This is a genomic window from Arthrobacter oryzae (assembly GCF_037911235.1).
GTDB classification, from domain to species: domain Bacteria; phylum Actinomycetota; class Actinomycetes; order Actinomycetales; family Micrococcaceae; genus Arthrobacter; species Arthrobacter oryzae_E.
This window is the reverse complement of record NZ_JBBLYW010000065.1, coordinates 70,782-90,857: the sequence shown is the minus strand read 5'-3', so window position 1 is coordinate 90,857 and position 20,076 is coordinate 70,782. Positions and strand designations below refer to the sequence as shown.

General features: G+C 64.7%; 17 protein-coding genes. All 17 read right to left on the bottom strand.

Annotated elements, in window-relative coordinates; translation table 11 throughout:
- Positions 1-328: 328 nt before the first annotated feature.
- Positions 329-2,005 carry an amidohydrolase gene (locus WMN78_RS17355; protein ID WP_340534980.1) on the bottom strand — a complete coding sequence of 559 codons (1,677 nt, stop codon included), beginning with the start codon at positions 2,003-2,005 and terminating at the stop codon, positions 329-331.
- A gap of 61 nt (positions 2,006-2,066) precedes the next feature.
- Positions 2,067-4,961 carry a DEAD/DEAH box helicase gene (locus WMN78_RS17350; RefSeq protein WP_340534979.1) on the bottom strand — a complete coding sequence of 965 codons (2,895 nt, stop codon included), beginning with the start codon at positions 4,959-4,961 and terminating at the stop codon, positions 2,067-2,069.
- Between the two features lie 24 nt (positions 4,962-4,985).
- Positions 4,986-5,780 (bottom strand): twin-arginine translocase subunit TatC, encoded by a 795-nt coding sequence (gene tatC, locus WMN78_RS17345; RefSeq protein ID WP_305943631.1) that lies wholly within the window; start codon positions 5,778-5,780, stop codon positions 4,986-4,988.
- Positions 5,781-5,828: 48 nt separating this feature from the next.
- Positions 5,829-6,122 (bottom strand): Sec-independent protein translocase subunit TatA, encoded by a 294-nt coding sequence (gene tatA, locus WMN78_RS17340; RefSeq protein WP_340534978.1) that lies wholly within the window; start codon positions 6,120-6,122, stop codon positions 5,829-5,831.
- Between the two features lie 32 nt (positions 6,123-6,154).
- Positions 6,155-6,532: a hypothetical protein gene (locus WMN78_RS17335; protein ID WP_340534977.1), complete on the bottom strand. Its 378-nt coding sequence runs from the start codon at positions 6,530-6,532 to the stop codon at positions 6,155-6,157.
- A 10-nt stretch (positions 6,533-6,542) separates the two neighbouring features.
- A complete protein-coding gene (locus tag WMN78_RS17330) occupies positions 6,543-8,534 on the bottom strand; it encodes a helix-turn-helix transcriptional regulator (RefSeq protein ID WP_340534976.1) in 1,992 nt (663 codons plus the stop codon).
- 122 nt (positions 8,535-8,656) lie between these two features.
- Positions 8,657-9,052, bottom strand: coding sequence for an FKBP-type peptidyl-prolyl cis-trans isomerase (locus WMN78_RS17325; RefSeq protein ID WP_028269209.1), 396 nt, complete (start codon positions 9,050-9,052; stop codon positions 8,657-8,659).
- A 44-nt stretch (positions 9,053-9,096) separates the two neighbouring features.
- Positions 9,097-10,026 carry an FKBP-type peptidyl-prolyl cis-trans isomerase gene (locus WMN78_RS17320; protein ID WP_340534974.1) on the bottom strand — a complete coding sequence of 310 codons (930 nt, stop codon included), beginning with the start codon at positions 10,024-10,026 and terminating at the stop codon, positions 9,097-9,099.
- Positions 10,027-10,137: 111 nt separating this feature from the next.
- The gene (gene pafA / locus WMN78_RS17315; protein WP_340534972.1) at positions 10,138-11,502 is read right to left on the bottom strand and encodes a Pup--protein ligase; all 1,365 of its coding nucleotides are present in this window, start codon (positions 11,500-11,502) and stop codon (positions 10,138-10,140) included.
- A 1-nt stretch (position 11,503) separates the two neighbouring features.
- Positions 11,504-12,211, bottom strand: coding sequence for a proteasome subunit alpha (gene prcA / locus WMN78_RS17310; protein WP_340534971.1), 708 nt, complete (start codon positions 12,209-12,211; stop codon positions 11,504-11,506).
- 1 nt (position 12,212) lies between these two features.
- A complete protein-coding gene (gene prcB, locus WMN78_RS17305) occupies positions 12,213-13,040 on the bottom strand; it encodes a proteasome subunit beta (RefSeq protein WP_340534970.1) in 828 nt (275 codons plus the stop codon).
- An 86-nt stretch (positions 13,041-13,126) separates the two neighbouring features.
- Positions 13,127-13,330: a ubiquitin-like protein Pup gene (locus WMN78_RS17300; protein WP_340534969.1), complete on the bottom strand. Its 204-nt coding sequence runs from the start codon at positions 13,328-13,330 to the stop codon at positions 13,127-13,129.
- Positions 13,331-13,413: 83 nt separating this feature from the next.
- A complete protein-coding gene (dop, locus tag WMN78_RS17295) occupies positions 13,414-15,033 on the bottom strand; it encodes a depupylase/deamidase Dop (RefSeq protein ID WP_340534968.1) in 1,620 nt (539 codons plus the stop codon).
- 50 nt (positions 15,034-15,083) lie between these two features.
- On the bottom strand, positions 15,084-16,865 hold the full coding sequence (gene arc / locus WMN78_RS17290; RefSeq protein ID WP_340535297.1) for a proteasome ATPase: 1,782 nt from the start codon (positions 16,863-16,865) through the stop codon (positions 15,084-15,086).
- Between the two features lie 82 nt (positions 16,866-16,947).
- Positions 16,948-18,015, bottom strand: coding sequence for a tRNA (adenine-N1)-methyltransferase (locus WMN78_RS17285; protein ID WP_340534967.1), 1,068 nt, complete (start codon positions 18,013-18,015; stop codon positions 16,948-16,950).
- 102 nt (positions 18,016-18,117) lie between these two features.
- Complete coding sequence (locus tag WMN78_RS17280) at positions 18,118-19,305, bottom strand: site-2 protease family protein (RefSeq protein ID WP_340534966.1); 1,188 nt, start codon at positions 19,303-19,305, stop codon at positions 18,118-18,120.
- The gene (locus WMN78_RS17275) at positions 19,298-20,047 is read right to left on the bottom strand and encodes an HAD family phosphatase (protein WP_340534965.1); all 750 of its coding nucleotides are present in this window, start codon (positions 20,045-20,047) and stop codon (positions 19,298-19,300) included. Before WMN78_RS17275 ends, WMN78_RS17280 begins: the two co-directional genes overlap by 8 nt.
- Positions 20,048-20,076 lie beyond the last annotated feature (29 nt).

Genomic DNA, 20,076 nt, shown 5'->3' with positions numbered 1-20,076 from the left:
TTGCGCTGTCCGGGCGCGTTATGAGGGCAGCCGCGGGCAGGTCCACGTGCCTCGGGCCAGTTCCGGCCGGATGCGGCCTGCCTCGGCGGAACTGTTTTCTGCTGCACAGTGGACCTGCCCCTGGACTGCCACAGCATGGCCCGCAACCAGGTGCGAACGGGGCATCCTGCCGGCGGGTAGCGTGGCCAGACGGAACCCCGCGATTGGTGGAACCGTCCGTTGCGACTCAATGCTACGGGCGGCCCGGACAGTGTCAACCCGGCTCTGACGTGGGGCTTTAGGCGTTACCGCAGGTCAGGACCATACGGCGCGCCGGGAGCTTTCCGGTCTATGACCGCAGGGAACCGTTTGTGAACAACTCTTTCCCGTCGCGGACCGTCTGCAAGCACACAGGATCGCTTCCGGTGTCCAGAGCCGGGAGCAACGGCGTACGCGCCCGGGGGTCCGTACTCCAGGACTGCACGCGGCCGTCCGCCACCTGCACCATGAGTTCCTCCACTTCCCAGACCGCGAAGCTGGCCGGGGCGCCCGGAACCAGCTGGCCGGCCATTGGATTGCGGTACTTGGCGGCCCGCCAGCCGGCCCTGGTATGGCCGAGGAACGCTGCCCGGGCTGAAATGCGCTGGTCCGGGTTGCTGTGCTCAAGGCAGGCCCGGACGCTGGCCCAGGGATTGAGCGGAGTCACGGGGCTGTCACTGCCAAAACAGATCGGAACTCCTGCAGCGTAGAAGGACGCGAAGGCGTTCATTCCCCGCTCCCGGGGCCCCAGCCGCGCCTGGTACAGGCGCCCCTGTCCGCCCCACGCAGCGTCGAAACCCGGCTGCACGCTGACGGTCACCGAATACTTGGCCAGCCGGTCGATGGCCGCGGCATCGGCCAGTTCCACGTGTTCAAACCGGTGGCCGGCTGCCCGGACCCGCTGCTCCCCCACTTCCGCAGCCGCCCGGTCCAGGGCGTCCAGCGCCGCGTCGAGTCCGGCGTCGCCGATCACATGGAATCCGGCTTGGATGCCGAGCAACGAACACGCAGCCACATGGGCGGCAGCTTCGTCAACGGAAAGATACAGGGTGCCGCGCTCCCCGGGAGCATCGCTGTAGTCGTCCCTCAGGGCAGCGGTCCGCGAGCCGATGGAGCCGTCGATGTTCAGGTCTCCGGCGAGGCCGCGCACGCTGGCCCCAAGTTCGTTGATAATGCTGCGGGCATCCTCCTCGGACGCGGCCAGCCGGCCCCAGTACGGAAGGACTTCAGGTACGGGATCCCGGAAAGTATCCTGGCTGTTCCACGCGGCTGCCATCCGCAGGTCTGCTGTGCTGCCGATGTGCGGCGCAGCCATTTCCGCCACGGCCACGTAGCCGTTGGCGGCGGCTTCCGCCAGGGCGCGCGCTTGATACCTCCCCAGTACTTCGTCCGGCAGTTGCCGCGCAGCGAGCCTGGCCGATGTGTGGGCATGGCGCTTCACCTGGCTGCCGGAGGAGAATCCGTCCAAACCGGCCAGACCCGCTGCCTCGGCAAGGGAGGATGACACCAGTGCGGAATGGGCGTCCACCCGCGAGAGATACACCTGCCGGCCCCCCGCCGCACGCTCCAGCTCCTCAGGGCTGGGCAAGGTCCGGTCGTCCCAGCCGCTCTCGTCCCAGCCATGGCCCAGGACAGTGGCACGCTCATCGCCTGGCAGGCCTGCAACGGATGCAGCCACGGCATCCAGGATGTCTGCGGCTGAGCGCATGCCACTGAGCTGCAGCGAGTCCAGGGCGATGCCCGTTTCAGTCAGGTGAACATGTGAATCAACAAAACCGGGGGCCAGCAAGGCTCCTTGGAGATCGATGATGTCCATGGACGAATCGGCTATTGATGTTGCCGCCTGCTCCGAGCCGACCCACGCCACGGTGTCCCCATCCACCAGCATGGCGGTGGCAAAGGGGTCGGCGGCGGTGTAGACGGAACCATTGCGGTACAGCGTTACTTTGTGGTCTCTGGCCGGCAGGTCCGCCCGTGCGTCAGTCATATTGTGTGGGGCTCCTCAGCAGCCGTGAAGTGAGTGGAAGTGTGCGGGCGGGACCGGCGGGTCACACCACGGTGGAGTAAGCGACCACGCCGCGCCTGACCAGGATGATGGCCTCCGAGCAGAGGCGTGAGAGCCTCGGGTCCAGGCCGGGGATCTTTGCCAGCTGGTCCAGCAGGTCAATGACCTGTTTGACCCACCGGACAAAGTCGCCTGCTGCCAGGTCTGTGCCGCTGAGCACTTCCTGAAGGTGCCTGCCCTTGGCCCATTTGAAGATCGGCCAGACGAGCCCCAGTTCGGGCTCGCCGGTCAAAGGGAGCCTGTTCGCTTCCTCGGCATCTTCCAGCACGGACCACTCCCGGACAACGGTGTCCACGGCGGTCTCCAGCGACACGCTGGGCATCCTGGGCCGGAGTCCTCGTTCCTCCCGTTTTGCCTGGAACACCAAGACACTGGCGAGGGCTGCCACTTCAGTGGCATCGAGGTCGTTGAACGCTCCCTGCCGCAGCGACTGGGAAATGAGGAGGTCCTTTTCACCGTAGATACGGCGCAACTTCTGGCCGTCCGCGTTGATCGTCACCCTCCCGGAACCGGAGGTTTCCAGGTACCCGTAGCTTGAGAGCAGATCGCACACCCGGTCGAACGTTTTGGCGATGGTATTGGTGCGGCTTTGGATTTCGCGAACCAGTCCGTCAGTTTCGCGGCGGAGCTTCAACCAGCGTTCGGACCAGCGCGCATGGTCCTCGCGTTCACTGCAGCCGTGGCAGGGGTGGGACCGCAACGCCAGCCGCAGGTCGGCGATCCGCTTCTCCTGGTCCGGCAGGGCCGCGGCCCGTCCGAAATCAGTACTGCGGGTGGCTCCGGGCGCGGGCGGACGGTTTTCCCGGAGTGCGTTGCGGACCGACGATGACAGGTCCTTCCGCGACTTGGGGACCTTCGCGTTGAACGACTTCGGTATCCGGACCCGGGTCACCGGCGTGATGGGCCCCTCGAGGTCCTGGAGGCCCAGCCTGCGCAACTGGTTGTCCAGGGTCAAGACAGCCGGCCGCGGCTCGCGGGAGGTGTGGTCGGAGCCGAGCACCACAGCGAAGCCGGGCGCCCTGCCCGTGGGCACGTCCACCACATCGCCGGGCAGCAGCCTGCTCAACGAGTCCTCCGTGATGGATTTGCGGGCCTTCGAGGTGCTGCGGGAGGCGGCGTTCTCGGCATCGGACAGTTCCCGCCGCAGCCGTGAGTACTCGGTGAAGTCACCCAGATGGCACGTCATGGATTTCTGGAAGCCGGCCAGGGACTCCTCCCTGCTCCGGACCTGCTTTGCCAGGCCCACCACGGACCGGTCCGCCTGGAACTGGGCAAAAGAGGATTCCAGGATTTCGCGGGCGCGCGGCCTGCCGAACTGCGCCAGGAGGTTGATGCTCATGTTGTAGGTGGGGCGGAAGCTCGAGTTCAGCGGGTAGGTACGGCGCGATGCCAGGCCTGCTACCGCCGTCGGGTCAGTCCCGGGCTGCCACAGCACCACCGCGTGGCCCTCGACGTCAATGCCGCGGCGCCCAGCGCGGCCGGTGAGCTGCGTGTACTCGCCGGCGGTGATGCCGACGTGGGCTTCACCGTTGAACTTGTCCAGTTTTTCCAGCACCACCGAACGCGCCGGCATATTGACGCCCAGCGCGAGTGTTTCGGTGGCGAACACCGCCTTGACCAGGCCCTCGACGAAGAGCTTCTCCACGACCTCCTTGAAGGTGGGCAGCATCCCCGCGTGGTGGGCTGCGAGGCCCCGCAGGAGGCCGTCACGCCAACTCCAGAACCCGAGCACGTCGAGATCATCCGACGGGATGTCCTGCGCCGCTTCATCAACGCGGCTGGCGATGACCCGTTGTTCACGCTCGGTGGTCAGCCACAAGCCTGCTGAGACGCACTGAGCCACAGCGGCGTCACACCCGGCCCGGGAGAAAATGAACGTGATGGAGGGAAGCAGGTCCTGACGGTCAAGGCTGGCAATGACCTGGGGGCGGCTTGCCTTGCGGACGGGGCTCTGCTGGCCTCCCTGGCCGTGGCGGTTGTCGCCGCGCTGGTTCTGCTGGCGGCGCTGGCTGCGTCCGCCATGGCCGAAGCGGGCGCGTGAGTTCATCTGGCTTTCGGTGCGCGCCATCGCCAGCAGGTCGGGGTTCACTTCGAAGCCGCGCTCGAGTGCGGCGTTGGCCGTCATTGCCGTGGCAGCGGGATCTGATTCCCCTTCAGGGGCTATCTCATCGAACGTGGTTTCGCCGGCGAAGAGGTCCACGATTTCACGTCCCACCATGACGTGCTGCCAGAGCGGCACCGGACGGTGCTCGGAAACGATGACGTCAGTGTGCCCGCGGACGGTGTCCAGCCATGCCCCGAATTCCTCGGCGTTGGAGACTGTTGCGCTCAGCGATGCCACCTGGACTTCGCTCGGCAAGTGGATAATGACTTCTTCCCAGACGGCGCCGCGGAACCGGTCAGCGAGGTAATGGACCTCGTCCATGACCACGAAGCCGAGGTCATCCAGGGTGTCTGAATCCGCGTAGAGCATGTTCCGCAGGACTTCGGTGGTCATCACGACAACCGGGGCGTCGCCGTTGATGCTGGTGTCACCCGTCAGGAGGCCGACGTTCTCCGGGCCGTATTTATCGGCGAGCTCCGAGTACTTCTGGTTGCTCAGCGCCTTGATTGGGGTGGTGTAAAAGGCTTTGAGGCCGCGCTGGAGTGCCAGGTAGATGGCGAACTCGCCCACGATTGTCTTGCCGGCGCCGGTAGGCGCCGCCACCAGGACTCCCCTGCCCTCCTGGAGGGATTTGCACGCCTGGCGCTGGAAATCGTCGAGTTCGAAATCCAGCGTCCGCACAAATTTACCCAGGTAGGTGTTGGCTTCGGCCGTCCGTTCGGCACTGGCCCGATAAAGTTCAGACGGCGACTGTGGCCCGGTTGTGGAGGACATACTTCCAGCCTAGTGTGCGCGGGACTAGAGTTTCCCCAGTTCCGTGCCGGGCGTTGCGACGTCGGCCGTCGCCTCAGTTTCGGCGGCGATCTTCGCGGCCTTCCGGTCCCGGCGCCGGTCATTGAAGATACAGAGCCCGATCGCGGCGAAAAACAGCGCAAGGAGCGGGCCGGCGAGCAGGAACATGGACAGGGCATCCGCGCCCGGAGCAGCGACGGCAGCAAGCACAAACACCAGGAATACTGTGATGCGCCACGCTTTCAGGATGGTTTCGCCCCTGATGATTCCAGCCATGTTGACGCCCACCAGTACCACAGGGACCAGGAACGCGAGGCCGAGGAACAACACCATGCGCGTGACGAAATCTACATAGTCACGGGCGTCGATGAGGTTGGAGAAACCCGCAGGCGTGAACTGGGTCAGCGCGCGAACCACTTGCGGCGTCACCATCCATCCAACCCACACGCCGGCAAGGAACAGCGGCACCGCTGCGGCCATGTAGCCGAGGGTGTAGTGCCGTTCCTTCTTGGTAAGCCCGGGAGTGATGAAGGCCCACAGCTGGTAGATCCAGATGGGGCTGGAGATGACGGCGCCGATCAGCAGCGAAAGCTGGAGTTTGAAGTCAAACGGAGACGCAATGCTGGAGAAATTGACCGAGGATGTGCCGCCGGTTGTCTCGGCAATCCGATCAACCGGCTCCTTGAGGGCGCTCAATACGGGGTCGTAGAGGATCCATCCCCCGATGCCGCCGATGACAAGGCCAATGGCGGACTTAATGAGCCGGTTCTTGAGCTCCTTAAGATGATCCATCAGGGCCATCCGACCCTCAGGGTTGGATTTACGGCCCTTCGTCAGTGCCACTTCAGGTCAAACGCGGTTCGACGGCGGAACGTCCGTGCCGTCTGCATTGCCGGTGCTGCCACTGGCGTCACCGTTTTGCGGGCGGGACTGCGGGTGGTTGACGATCTTGCCTTCGACCGGGTCCCCGTCCTTGGCCTCGGGCTTGCCGTCGTTCTTCATTTCCTTGACCTCGGACTTGATGATCCGCATTGACTGGCCGAGGCTGCGTGCCATTGCCGGAAGCTTGGGCGCGGCAAAAAGCAGCAGAGCCACGATGATAATAATGACGATGGGCCACGGGCCATCAAAGAGTCGTCCCACTGGAAGTCCTTTCCTCGAAATACATCCTACGTCTAACTGAATTCGATGTCGCGCAGCGCCTGTGGCTGGCCACGGTCCGCTTTGCGCTGAACGCGCCGCCGGCGGCGCTCTTCCCTGCGGGAGGATTTGGACGTGACGTAATCATGTCTCATCTGCATCGGTGAGGCAAAAACTGCAGACCCGGTCGCGGCCTGGTGCCCGTGGCCCTGCGCGCCGTCCGGTGCCGGCCCCAGTCCGGGGGCGGGGTCAGCGATATTGGCCAGCGGTGCCCCGAACCGCTCGCCGGCAGCGCCAAGGTCCCTGACCGTGGCCATGAACTGCCTGAACAGCCTGATTCCCAACAGCACATAGAAGAGGAGGGATACGGCTACGAGCGCTATCCAGATCAGGATCCAAGACCACCAAGGCATGCTGAGTAGTCTAGCCGCCGTAGCGGGCCAGGGCCGCGCGGATCCATTCCCCGGCGGCGTCAGCCAGGCTGGCCGGCGCCAGGATCCGGACAGAGCCGCCGTGCTGGGCAACAAACATGGGCAGCCATCCCGTGTTGCCGAACCTGATGTCGGCAATGAGCCCGCCGTTCGGTAGCGGCGCGGTCCGTTCGGCGTAGTAGTCGTCGGCAAGTCCGATCCCCTGGGGCGCGAGTTCCACGGTGACGAGGGTGTCGTCGTCGTTCGGGGTGAACAGCTTTACCGGGAATCCTTCCGCGGGTCTGGCCGCCGCGGTGACGCGCCGTCCGTTCGGCTCCAGTGTCTCTATGCGGTCCAGCCGGAAGTTCCGAAGGCCGCGGGCGCTGTGGCAGTAGGCCTCGAAGTACCAGGTGTTGTCCAGCGAGTAGAGTCGCAGCGGATCGACGTCCCGTTCGGACATGGAGTCTCGTTGCGCGGAGAAGTACGTGAGGTGCAGCTGCAGGCCGTCCGTGACGGCGTCGCGAATGGTGGCCAGATGGGCGGAATTTGCCGGGCCCACCTGGGGACCTGCAATGGATGCTGCCTTCAGGCCCTCCTCCCCCGCTGCCGCCATCAGTTTGACCGTGACGGACTCCAGCGCACTCCCCTCGGCGAGCTCCGGCAGGCCGTTGAGGGTCTCCAGGCCCGTCAGCAGGGCGCAGGCCTCGTCCACCGCAAAGCGGACCGGACGATTGAGGTCAAGGTCCTGGGTGATGTAGACGTGGTCATCCTCCCACTGGATGTCCAGGAGATCATCCGGGTACCCCTCGGGCAGGCCGGAGCAGATCAGGATCCGCAGATCGTCTTCCAGTTCCTTCCGGGTCACACCGAAACTGGCAGCAACCTCGCTGATATGCAGGCCCTGGTTGTGGACCAGGAACGGCACCAGCTGAAGCATCCGTTTGAGCTGGTCCTCGGACGTCCGCTTGCGCGGGCGCTTGGCCGGAACGGTGTCCGGAAAATTTATGGGGGGAACCGGCGACGCCGCGAAGTCCGCGGCGGCCTGCAGTCTCCTCCGGACGGCGGATGCCAGTTCCGACGGTGCAGCGACCACCACGTTCGGCCCATAGGACGCGAGCTCTTCGCCCAGCACCTCAGCATCCCTGAAAGGAACTTTGAGCCGGTCCCAACCGGCGTCGGACATGCCGAGGGGCGGTTCCGCGGCGTCGGCTTCCATTGCCCGCTTGCGCAGGCCGAGCACCTTGCCGGCCGCCACGTCCACGATTGCGGACTGAACGGGCAGCTCCGGAAGGGAATCCAGCTCCATCCGGACGTTGAAGCCCTGGGGAGGCGAGTAGTGGTCCTTTTCCTGGACGGTCACGGCGGACGTGAAGCGGGACAAGCGGAAGAAGCGCTTCGCGTCACGGGCCCGGTCGTAGCCCACCAGGTACCACTGCCCGAAGCGGCTGCCCAGGCCCCACGGCTCCACGGTCCTGGGTTCTTCGCGGCCGGTGCTGCCGGCAAGGTACGTGAAGCTGACGGGATGCTGGGCGTGCATGGCCGTGACCAGGTCCTCAAATGCCTGGCCGGCCGGCTTGATCCGCGGCTGAACGCCGGCCGGCAGTTCGGCTTCAGTGAGCCCGCCGGCCGCCTGCAGCTTGCGCATGGCGTTCTGCGCCGCCGATCCGAGAGCGGCCTGCTCCCAGAGCTGCGCTGCCAGGATGAGCACCGTGCATTCGGCGGAGGTGAGGTTGACGTCAGGGAGCCGGTTGGACTCCTTGCCGATCCGGTAGCGCGTTGTAGCAGGATCGTCGGAGCCCCACCCGTGGTCCATGACCGTTTCGACGTCGAATCCGAACTGGCGCAGGTCGCTCTTGTCCCGTTCGAACATGCGGCCGAACGCGGATTCGCTGCTGCTCGTGTCGTGGTAGACCTTGTCGCGAAGTTCACCGCGTCGCAGGCCGTAGCGGGTGTTGAGAAGCGCGATGAGCAGGTTCAGGAGGCGTTCTGTACGTGAGGCGGACACCTTGGCTACGTTACTAAAGCCGGTGCGCCTTAACGCCGAAAGCGCGGCAACTACCGGAAATTTCCTTCCGATTGTTACCGCGCTCCCTACGGCTGGCCGGCTGGCGCCGGGCCCTCATCCGCTCAGCGGACTCCGACGAGGTCCACCACGAAGATCAGTGCTTCGTTGGGGCCGATTGCTCCGCCGGCACCGCGGGAGCCGTAGGCGAGTTCGGAGGGGATCTCCAGGCGGCGGCGGCCGCCGACCTTCATGCCCAGCAGTCCCTGGTCCCACCCCTGGATGACCTGGCCCACGCCAACGCGGAAGTCCAGCGGAGCGCCACGGCCCCAGGAAGCGTCGAATTCCTCGCCGGTGGACCAGGCGACCCCGACGTAATGGGTGGAGACGGTGTCGCCCGGCTTGGCCTCGGCGCCGTCACCTTCGATGAGGTCGGTGATCACGAGCTCTGTGGGAACGTCGCCCTCAGGGAAGTCAATTTCCGGCTTCTGGCGGTCGAAGTTGCGCTGTCCAAATGACATGGTTGCTCCTTTTGTAGTTGGGGTTGGCTGCTAGCCCGGGATGGTTACTTGACGCCGAGGATATCGACGACGAACACCAGATCGCCCTTGGCCTCGCCCTGTCCGGCATCGCCGTAGGCAAGGTCCTTCGGGATGACCAGGAGTACTCGTGAGCCCACGGTCTTGCCGGCAAGGCCCTGGGTCCAGCCCTTGATGACGCCGGTCAGCGGGAAGCTGGCCTTTTCGCCGCGGTCGAAGCTGGAGTCGAACTTTGTGCCACCGTTCAGGGTGACTCCGACATAGTTGACCGTCAGGGTGTCGCTTTCCTTGACGGCGGGGCCGGTGCCCTTGATGAGCTCCTGCGAAACAAGCTCGGTGGGGGCCTTGACGCCGTCAACGGAGATCTCAGGGATTCCCTTGTCGTTTTCCTTGACCGCGGGAAGCCCGGCGGGAGGCGTAACCGTCTCACCCTCGGGCTTGTCAAGCACCTTCGGGGCGTCCTTGGCGGACAGGATCTTGACCACAAGCAGCTGCGTGGGGCCGGCCTCGGCGCCCTCCTGGGCGGCCTGGCCCGGCACGGCAAGGGCAAGCTGGGAACCGATCTTGGCACCCACGAACGCGTTGTAGATTACGGCGTTGCCGGTCTTGAGGTCATCGTTCAACTCCAGCGGCTCGGGGTCCTTGGCGAAGGTGTCTTCGAGGGTGGAGCCGTCCTTGCCGCTCAGGGCGAGGATGGAGATGTCAGCGATCTGGTTGGCCTTAAGGCGCTCCCCGTCGCCTTCGGTGACCACCTTGACGGTGGCTTCCTTGACATCCAGGGGCTTGTCGAATTCGACGCCGGGTGCCTTCTTGTCCCCGTTGTCCGTAAGCTTCAGGGAGTCGAGCTTGGCGGTCTCGCCAGCAGACTGGCTGGTGGGCTCCGGGGCTGCAGGCGATCCGCCGCAGGCGGTGATCAGCAGCAGTCCGGGAATGAGAATTGCTAGTAGTCGGCGCACGTAAGAACTTTCGTCGGGGCAAGATGGATGCGTGCCGCGAATGAAGCGGACGGCAACGCAGTCGGTGGCCGGTTAAACGGCCCCATCCAGAATAGCCCCTGAAGCTGGGTATCAGCCCATAGAGTCCAGAAGGGCATCCACGCGCTCGTCCACGCTGCGGAACGGATCCTTGCACAGTATCGTCTGGTGGGCGCGGTCGTTGAGCTTCAGGTGCACCCAGTCAACCGTGTAGTCGCGGCCCAGCTCCTGGGCGCGGCGGACAAAGTCGCCTCGGAGCTTTGCCCGGGTTGTCTGCGGCGGCGCATCCACAGCGTCCTTGACCGCGGTGTCATCCACCACCCGGCGGACGGCTCCCCGGGACTGCAGCAGGTAGTAGAGCCCGCGTGTCCGCGAAATGTCGTGGTACGTGAGGTCCAGCTGGGCGATCCTCGGCGCGTCCAGCCCGAGCCCGTGCCGTTTCCGGTAACTGTCCATCAGTTTCTTTTTGATGGCCCAGTCGATCTCGGTATCGATCGTGCTGGTGTCTCCGCTCTCAATGGCTGTAAGCGTCCGTTCCCAAAGATCCAGGATGACGGGCACGTGCCGGTTGTGGGCGCCGTTCTCAGCGACAAAGGACGTGACTTTGTTCAGATACTCGCGCTGGATCTCCAGGGCGGTCAACTGCCGGCCGTTGGCAAGGCGGATGAGCGCCCGTCCGCTGAGGTCATGCGAGATTTCGCGGATGCTGCGGATCGGGTTCTCCATCCGCATGTCCCGCATGATCACACCCGCCTCGATCATCCTGAGGATGAGGTCAACGGTGCCGACCTTCATCAGGGCCGTGGTTTCGGACATGTTGGAGTCGCCCACGATCACGTGCAGGCGGCGGTAGAACTCGGCGTCAGCGTGGGGTTCGTCCCGGGTGTTGATGATGGGACGGGACCTGGTGGTGGCGGAGGACACGCCTTCCCAGATGTGGTCCGCGCGCTGGGAAAAGGCGAAGGTGGCGCCATGAGGGGTCTTGAGGATCTTCCCGGCACCGGCGATGAGCTGGCGTGTGACCAGGAACGGAATGAGGATTTCAGCGAGCCTCGAGAATTCACCGCGGCGGGGAATGAGGTAGTTCTCGTGGCTGCCGTATGAATTGCCCGCCGAGTCCGTGTTGTTCTTGAAAAGGTAGACCGTGCCGTTGAATCCTTCGGCGGCGAGCCTCTCCTGTGCCTCATCCACGAGGTCGTCCAGGATCAGTTCACCCGCGCGGTCGTGGGCGATCAGTTGTCCCAGGTCGTCGCATTCGGCAGTTGCGTACTCGGGGTGGGAACCCACATCGAGGTACAGCCGGGAACCGTTGGTCAGGAACACGTTGGACGAACGTCCCCAGCTGACCACTTTGCGGAACAGGTAGCGCGCCACCTCCTCCGGTGCGAGCGGACGCGAATCCGGGCTCGAGTAAGAGATGCCGAATTCGGTTTCGATGCCGAAAATGCGCTTGTCCATTTCAGTTCTCCTCAGACAGCAGGGCGGCGATTTCGTCGTCGCCGAGGCGCCGGAAAGCCCGACGGGATCCCCGGGCGCTTTCCGAATTGCGGTCCAGTACTGCCACTTCCAGGGCCGATGCCGGCAACTCTCCGGCTTCCTTGTCGGTGACGAGCCCTTTCATTGCGAGCCTTATTGCACCGGCGAAGTTCAGTTCCCGCTGCCACCCGTGCTCCACGGTCTCGGCCACCTTGTCGGCCTGGCCGCCCATGACAATGAAACGCTTTTCGTCGGCAATCGAACCGTCGAACGTCAGCCGGTACAGGTGGTCGTCCGAGGGGCTTTCCCCGACCTCGGCCACCGCCAGCTCCACTTCGAAGGGTTTCTGCTCGGCCGTGAACACGGCACCCAGGCTTTGTGCATAGACGCTGGCCAGTCCCCTGGCCGTGACATCCTCGCGGTCATAGGAGTAGCCGCGGACGTCAGCGTAGCGGACTCCCGCTTGGCGGAGGCTTTCGAACTCGTTGTATTTGCCGACGGCGGCGAACGCGATCTTGTCGTAGATTTCGCCGATCTTGTGCAACGACGGCGATGGATTTTCCGCGACGAGGGCAATTCCCTCCTCGCAGCTGATGACGACGACGGAGCGGCCGCGGGCAATTCCCTTCCGTGCGAAATCCGCACGGTCCTTCATCAGCTGTTCGGGCGACACATAAAACTGTTGAGTCATATCAGGCCTCCCGCCGAGCTGCTGTTCTGGCCTCGATGATGGTGCCGGCTACGGCGGCCAGATCATGTTCGGGTATGCGCCTGGCACCGGTTCGGCCCACGGTGTAGACAACCGGCCACAACTGCCGGACGGGGTCCGGTCCGCCCGTTGCCGAATCGTCATCCGCAGCATCGTAGAGCGCTTCAACGGCCACGGCCACGGCCTCGTCTTCGGTAAGTCCCGGACGCCAGAGTTTCTTGAGTGCTCCGCGGGCAAACATGGAGCCCGAACCCACAGCGTGATGCTCCTGCTCCTCGTACCGCCCGCCGGTGACGTCATAGGAAAAGAGCCGGCCAACGCCAACAGGCAGGTCAAACCCTGCGAAGAGTGGCACCACCGCCAGGCCCTGCATGGCCATGGGAAGGTTTCCGCGGATCATGGCGCCTAGCCGGTTTGCCTTGCCCTCCAGGCTCAGCAGCGTTCCTTCGATCTTTTCGTAGTGTTCCAGCTCAACCTGGAACAGCCGCGTGAGGTCGATGGCGATGCCGGCAGTGCCCGCAATTCCCAGCACCGAATACCGGTCGGCCGGGAAGACCTTTTCAATGTGCCGGCTCGCGATGACGTTCCCCATCGTGGCGCGGCGGTCGCCGGCCATCAGGACACCACCGCCATATGTCAGCGAGACGATGGTGGTGGCATGCGGCACCTGCAGCGGCTGTGAACCGGCTCCGGCGGGCGCGGCCGGCAGGGCCTGATTGAAGGGCAGTAAACCGGGCCTGTTGCGTTGGAGGTGTTCAGTGAATGATGACGTGGCGTTCGCAGCTACCTGGTTGGCTGTGGTGTCCTGCACTGATGCACTCCTTCAACATGGTGGATCAACGTCTCTTCGGCCGTCCGGGCTGCCGTCCCTCCATTCAGGCGATGGCAGCCTGGGCCCTATTGGCCGCCTTTTTGGACGAAGGCCCGGACGAATTCCTCGGCGTTCGACTCCAGGACGCCGTCGATTTCGTCCAGAAGATCGTCCACGCCCTGGGTGGCCGCCGATGCCTGGGCGTCACCGGATGCGGGCGGCGTTGCGGGGGCTTCGTCTTCGAATTCGTTTTCCCGTGACTGCGGCTGCTGCTGCTCCTGGCCTGCCATTTCCTTCTCCTTCTATCCGCCCCTGATGAGAGGGGACATCCTGTAAGCCCATATTGCCACGCCTTAAGCCGTGGTGGGGTGCTTTATGCCGGTGGCGGAGGCGGAGTTTGTCCGAGCAATTCTGCCAGGAACGATCCGGCGTCCTGATGCCTTGCAAACAGGCCTCCGGTGAGGGCTTCGGTTCCCCTGAGTGGTTCGCGGGTGGGCACGCGTTGCAACCGCCCGCGGCCCGGAACGTCGAAGATCACGGAGTCCCAGCTGGCGCCGACCACGTCTTTGCTGAAGCTGCTGACGCAGCGGCCGCGGAAATAGGCGCGGGTATCCGACGGCGGTTCCGTCACCGCGCGGGCGATTGTTTCGTCGTCGACGACCCTCTCCATGCGGCCCCTGGCGAGCATCCGGTGGTACAGCCCCTTTTCGGGCCTGACGTCGGCCCACTGAAGATCCACCAGGCCCAACCTGGCGTCGTTCCACTCCAGGCCGTCCCGCTGCCGGTAGCCTTCCAGCAGGGAGAGCTTGGCCAGCCATTCCACGGAGGAGGCGGCGGCTGTCCGGTCACTGTCGAGGTCCGTCAGCGTGGCAGCCCAGCGTTCCAGAAGGGCATGGGTATGTCCGTCACCGTCAACGGCGTCGCCCACCCCGGTGTCCTGCGCGAGCTTGGCAGCCGCTTCGTGGTACATCCACTGCAGGTCCAGCGCCGTGACCCGGCGTCCGTCCAGAAGCCGGAGCGTGGCGCTCAGCGAGGTGTCGTGGCTGACGGCCTGCAGGGCGGCAACCGGCTCGTGAACCTCCACGCGGGGTGCCAGTCCGGCTTCGATCAGGCTGAGCACCATGGCCGTGGTACCGAACTTCAGGTAGTTGGCGGGCTGGCTGAGGTTGGCGTCACCGATGATTACGTGCAGCCGGCGGTACTTGTCCGCCGTGGCGTGCGGCTCGTCCCGGGTGTTGATGATCGGCCGGCGGATGGTGGTCTCCAGGCCCACTTCCGCCTCGAAGAAATCCGCCCGCTGGCTGATCTGGTAGCCCGGCCGGGAACTGTCCTGGCCAAGGCCCACGCGGCCTGCGCCGCACATGATCTGCCGCGTGACGAAGAACGGCGTCAGCCCCCGGACAATGTCGCCAAAGGGCACGGCGCGCGGCATGAGGTAATTCTCGTGGGAGCCATAGGACACTGACTTGTTGTCGGTGTTGTTCTTGTAAAGATTCACGGGCGGAAGCTGCGGATCAGCGGCCATCCGGCGAACCGCCGAAAGCGCCACCAGGTCTCCCGCCGCGTCCCAGGCGACCGCGTCCAGCGGGTTCGTAACCTCCGGGCTGGAATACTCCGGATGCGCGTGATCCACGTATAGGCGCGCGCCGTTGCCCAGCACCATGTTCATCAGGAGTGAGCCGGCTTCGTCCTCGCCGTCCTGCTCCAGTTCTTCCCGCCCATAGGCCAGGGCCACAGCCTCCGCGTCAAGGACCGGAGGCTGGTCCGTCAGCTGGCTGGGGTCCGCCTGGTTCCGTTCCAGGGTCCACCCCCGGGCATCATGCAGCGGTTCCTCATCCGTGTAGTCCCACCGGGTTTCCGCCCCGCCCGCGGCACGCTGCCGGGTCAGCTGGGCGTAGGCCTGGATCACCCGGGCAGACATCATCGTGGCGTTAGCGCCGGGCGCCGACGGTGCGTGGATGCCGTATTCGGTTTCCGATCCCATCACCCGCATTGCCCCGCCTACCGGGAGCGGCGCGCCGGGCGCTCCTCCGCTGCGCGGGGTCACAGGTACTGGCCCGTGCTCGGCATTGTTTCGATGGATTTCCCGGGCTCCTGCCCTGCCTTGCCCTGGACGATGGTGCGGATGTAGGTGATGCGCTCACCCTTCTTGCCGGAAATGCGGGCCCAGTCATCCGGGTTGGTGGTGTTGGGCATATCCTCATGTTCGCGGAATTCGTCGACGACGGCGCGCAGCAGGTGGTCGATGCGGATACCCTTTTGCTGCGAGGTCAGCAGGTCCTTGATGGCATACTTCTTGGCACGGTCCACCACGTTCTGCACGACGGCGCCCGAGTTGAAGTCCTTGAAGTACAGCATTTCGGTGTCCCCGTTGGCGTACGTCACCTCAAGGTATTCGTTGGACTTTTCGGTGGAGTACATCGCTTCGACGGTCCGCTGGATCATGGCGTCCACGGTTGCCTGGACGTCGCCGCCGTGTTCCGCGAGGTCGGACTCATGGAACGGAAGGTCCGTGGTGATGTACTTGTAGAAAATATCCGCGGCGGCCTCTGCATCCGGGCGCTGGATCTTGACCTTGACGTCCAGCCGGCCGGGCCGCAGGATGGCGGGGTCGATCATGTCCTCACGGTTCGACGCACCGATGACTATGACGTTGTCGAGTCGTTCAACGCCGTCGATCTCGCTCAGGAGCTGGGGCACAATGGTCGTTTCGACGTCGGAGGAGATGCCGGTGCCGCGCGTGCGGAACAGCGAATCCATTTCGTCGAAGAACACGACGACCGGGCTCCCGTCCGACGCCTTCTCCCGTGCCCGGGAGAAGATCAGGCGGATGTGCCGCTCAGTCTCGCCCACGTACTTGTCCAGGAGCTCCGGACCCTTGATGTTGAGGAAGTAGCTCTTCAGGTCCACGTTTCCGGTGCGCTCGGCCGCCCGGGCAGCCAGTGAATTGGCCACTGCCTTCGCAATGAGCGTCTTACCGCATCCCGGGGGGCCGTAGAGAAGGATCCCCTTGGGAGCCTTGAGGCCGTGTTCGCGGTAAAGGTCCGGGTGAAGGAACGGAAGCTCCACGGCATCGCGTATCTGCTCAATCTGCGGGCCGAGGCCGCCGATGTCCTCGTACGTGATGTCCGGGACTTCTTCAAGCACCAGGTTCTCCACTTCGGAGCGGGGAACCTTTTCGAGGGCATAACCGGTCCGGGAGTCGATGGAGAGGGCGTCGCCGACGCGGAGCTTTTCCGACATCAGGGCCCCGGACAGGCGGATGACGCGCTCCTCATCAGCACGACCCACCACCAGGGCACGGTCCGACCCCAGCATTTCCTTGAGCGTCACAAGTTCGCCCGCCCGTTCGTATCCGAGTCCTGCCACAACCAGCAGGGCCTCGTTGAGGAGGACTTCCTGCCCCACGGCCAGCTGGTTCATGTTGACGAGCGGGCTCACCCCGACCCGCATTTTGCGGCCGGCGTTGAAGATGTCCACGGATTCCTCAGTGGCAGCCTGTCCGCTGTTGCCGGGGGTGGGCTGCCGCCTGGGGTTTAGCTGCAGAATGGTGCCAAAGCTGTAGGGCGGCTGGCCTTCCTGGTCCAAGGCGTTCTTCAGACGCAGGATTTCCGCCTTGGCGGTTTCCAGCATGCCTACCAGTTTTGAGTTGTTCTGCGTCGCGGCAGCAAGCTGGCGGTCTATGTGCCGCAGTTTGTCCCGAAGGATGTTTACCTGCCGGTCTGCAACCGAGAGTTCGTTGGCCACATAGCGGGCATTCTCAGGTTCCTCTGCCCCCATGGCTTCGTCCGGTGTCCATGAGGAGTCGTTGTTCGGAGTTTCCATCATGCATCAGCCCCTTCCTGCGCTTCTATTAAGACCATAGCCCCAAGAAGCCGGGTACCGCTGGAGACATCCGAAATACGGACTAGTTCGTGACCTCCGGATCGTCCTTGACGTTGGTGCCGGCGATTGCATCGCGGGCGGCGCGGCGAAGTTTCTTGTCGGAGACGAGCCGCTCGCCCACGGCGCCCGGTGTCCAGGCGTTGACGTCCTCTTCGTTGAAGTCTGTTTTGGAAGGCCTGCGCTTGACCGATATGCCGGTAACGCCGTCCGCAAGCCTGCGCGTGACCAGCAGGAAGCCCGTGTGGGCAACCATTCGGTGGTCCGGCCGGACGGCCAGGCCTTCAAGGTGCCAGCCGCGGACCATGGATTCCCAGGCGTCGGGTTCGGTAAAGCGGCCGTCGGCGCGGATGGCTTCCGCCGTCCTCGACAACTGGGTCACGGTGGCCACGTAGTTGATCCACACGCCGCCGGGGGCAAGGACGGTGGCCACGGCGTCAAGGCACTCCCACGGTGCCAGCATGTCCAGCACCACCCGGTCCACGGACCCGGGAGCTTCGCTGCGGACCACTTCCTCCTGGAAGTCGCCGAGCGAAATCTTCCACGCGGGGTGCGGACCTCCGAAGATCGTCTCCACGTTGCCCCGGGCGATGTCCGCGAATTCCTCGCGCCGCTCAAAGGAATGCAGGTAGCCGTTGTCGCCCACGGCACGCAGCAGCGAAATCGACAACGCACCCGAACCCACACCGGCCTCCACCACGCGCGCGCCCGGGAAGATGTCCGCCATCGTGACGATCTGGCCGGCGTCCTTCGGGTAGACCACTGCGGCGCCGCGGGGCATGGAGAGGACAAAATCCGAGAGCAACGGGCGGAGGGTCTGGTACTGCTGGCCCACGTTGTTGGTCACGACCGATCCGTCGACCTTGCCGATGATTTCATCGTGGTTCAGGAACCCGCGGTGGGTGTGGAATGCTCCCCCGGCCTCAAGGGTGATGGTGTTCATCCGGCCGCGTTCGTCAGTCAGCTGCACACGCTCGCCTTCGCGGAACGGACCCCGGCGCCGGGCAGCGCCCACCGGCATTGCCCCGGTGGTGCCTGCGGTGCCGACGGCGTCGACCGGCGTGATGTTGTTGGCGGCAGTTTCGCTGCTCATGGAATATTCCTCGCTTTTGTAAACCTTGGGTGGCCGTGCATCAGGACGGCCGGGCACCAGCTGCCGGCCCGGGCGCCGGTATTTCATGACCGGCAGGTAACTCTACCGGTTCTGTGCCTTCGCCCGCCCGCTGCGGCGCAATTCTTTGCCTGTAATGGCGCTCACCACGGCCGACTGGCGGAGCAGGCCGGTCACTTTGCCGTGATGATCCACCACTGCGTACTCCTGCCCTTCGAGCTGGGCGAGGAACTGCACGAGCTCCTGGCCCTGGGACCACTCAGGCACATACGCGCCGGCACCGAGGGCGTGCGAGACGGCGGTGGCGGGCGTCGTGGCCGCCGCTCCTGCCGGGACGGAGGCGACGGCGACGTCGGAGACGATTCGTGCCGGCCGGCCGTCCGGTCCGCACAGGACAACGGCCGGAGTACCCTGCGGAGCCAGCTGCAGGACATCGGACACTGTGGAGGATTCCGGGATGCCCACCGCTGGTTCAGCGAGGGCGGCGGCATTGACGAGGTGCAGCCGGCTGCGGAGCCGCCCGTGCTGGATCGAGGCCGAGGCCCCCATCCAAAGGAAGCTGCCAACCAGGACCGTGATGAGCATCAGCGCCACGTCAGGGCGGTCACCGCGTGCCAACGGAAGGAGAACAAACCAGGCGGCCAGGGCAATAACGATGATCCGGCCCGCCCAGCCCGCAGCAATGGTGCCCTTTTCCTGGCTGCCGCTGGCTTTCCAGACAATGGATTCAACCAGGCGGCCGCCGTCGAGGGGGAGCCCGGGGAGGACATTGAATATGCCGATGAGCAGGTTCGCCCAGACAAAGATGTTGGAGAGGATGCCCACCACGCCGGAGGGGTCCGTTGCGAGGATGAACAGCCAGCCGGCTCCGGCAAGCAATAAGTTAGCAGCGGGACCGGCCATCGCTACCAGCACCGAGCGTCCGGGGGTGGCGGTGAAGCCCTCGAACTGGGTGTGGCCGCCCCAGAGGTTCAGCACGATTTTCTCGGTGGGCCAGTTAAAGATCTTGGCCGTCAGCGCGTGCGCGAGCTCGTGGACGAGCACAGAGATGAGAAGAAGCAAGGCGTAGGCGAAGGCCACGTAATAGGCCACCATGCCCATGCCCGGGTACTGGCGCTCGAGTTCGGGTCCGTACACGATCACGGTGAACGCTGCGATGATGAACCACGAGTATGCCAGGACTACCGGGATACCCGCGATGCGTCCCAGTGAGATGCCTTCCCTGCGGCCGTTGGCGACCTTCGGGTCCCTGCCGCCTGCCGGTTCAGTCAAGGCCGTGGCTCCGGACCATCGAGTCTTCCAGGTTGACATCCCCGGACGGAAATTCGCTCCGCTTGGCCACGAGCTGCTGCAGGTCAGTCACGGTGCGGCCTTCAAGGGAATGCCACGTGGCCCGGGCAGGATCGGCAGGTAGCGGAACAATGTGCGGGATAGCCACGGTCACCACCCCCGAGGCCATGGCTGCAGCCACGCCTGGTGCCGAATCCTCCAGCGCAACGCAGTCGTGGATGGTGAGGTCCGGGTCTTCCTGCTGCAGCAGGGCTACTGCCTTGAGGTATGCCTCAGGGTGGGGCTTGCCGTGGGCTACGGTGTCCCCGGTCACCAGGAACTCGAAATAGGGCTTGGGCAGCGCCGCAACGACCTCGCGCGCCAGCGGACCTTCGGACATCGTCACCAGGGCGCACCGCACTCCTGCCTCATGGAGCTGGTCCAGCAATTCGCGCGCTCCCGGCCGCCAGGGAACGGAGGTGCGGACCTTGCTGACGACCTGGGCCGTGAGTGTGTCGATGATTTCCCGTACCTCAAGCTTCACGCCGGCCCGTTGGAGAATGCCGGCCGAGAACACCAGGGACTGCCCCACCAACTGCATTGCCTGCGCGTGGGACCACTGTCCGCCATGGGCTGCAACGAGGGCATGCTCCGCTTCGATCCAGTACGGTTCGGTGTCGACGATGGTGCCATCCATGTCCCATAAAGCGGCTTTGAGAAGTGGCTGGGAGGCTGAGGATCGCATAGCTCCAAGTCTACGGTGCAGCAATCAGC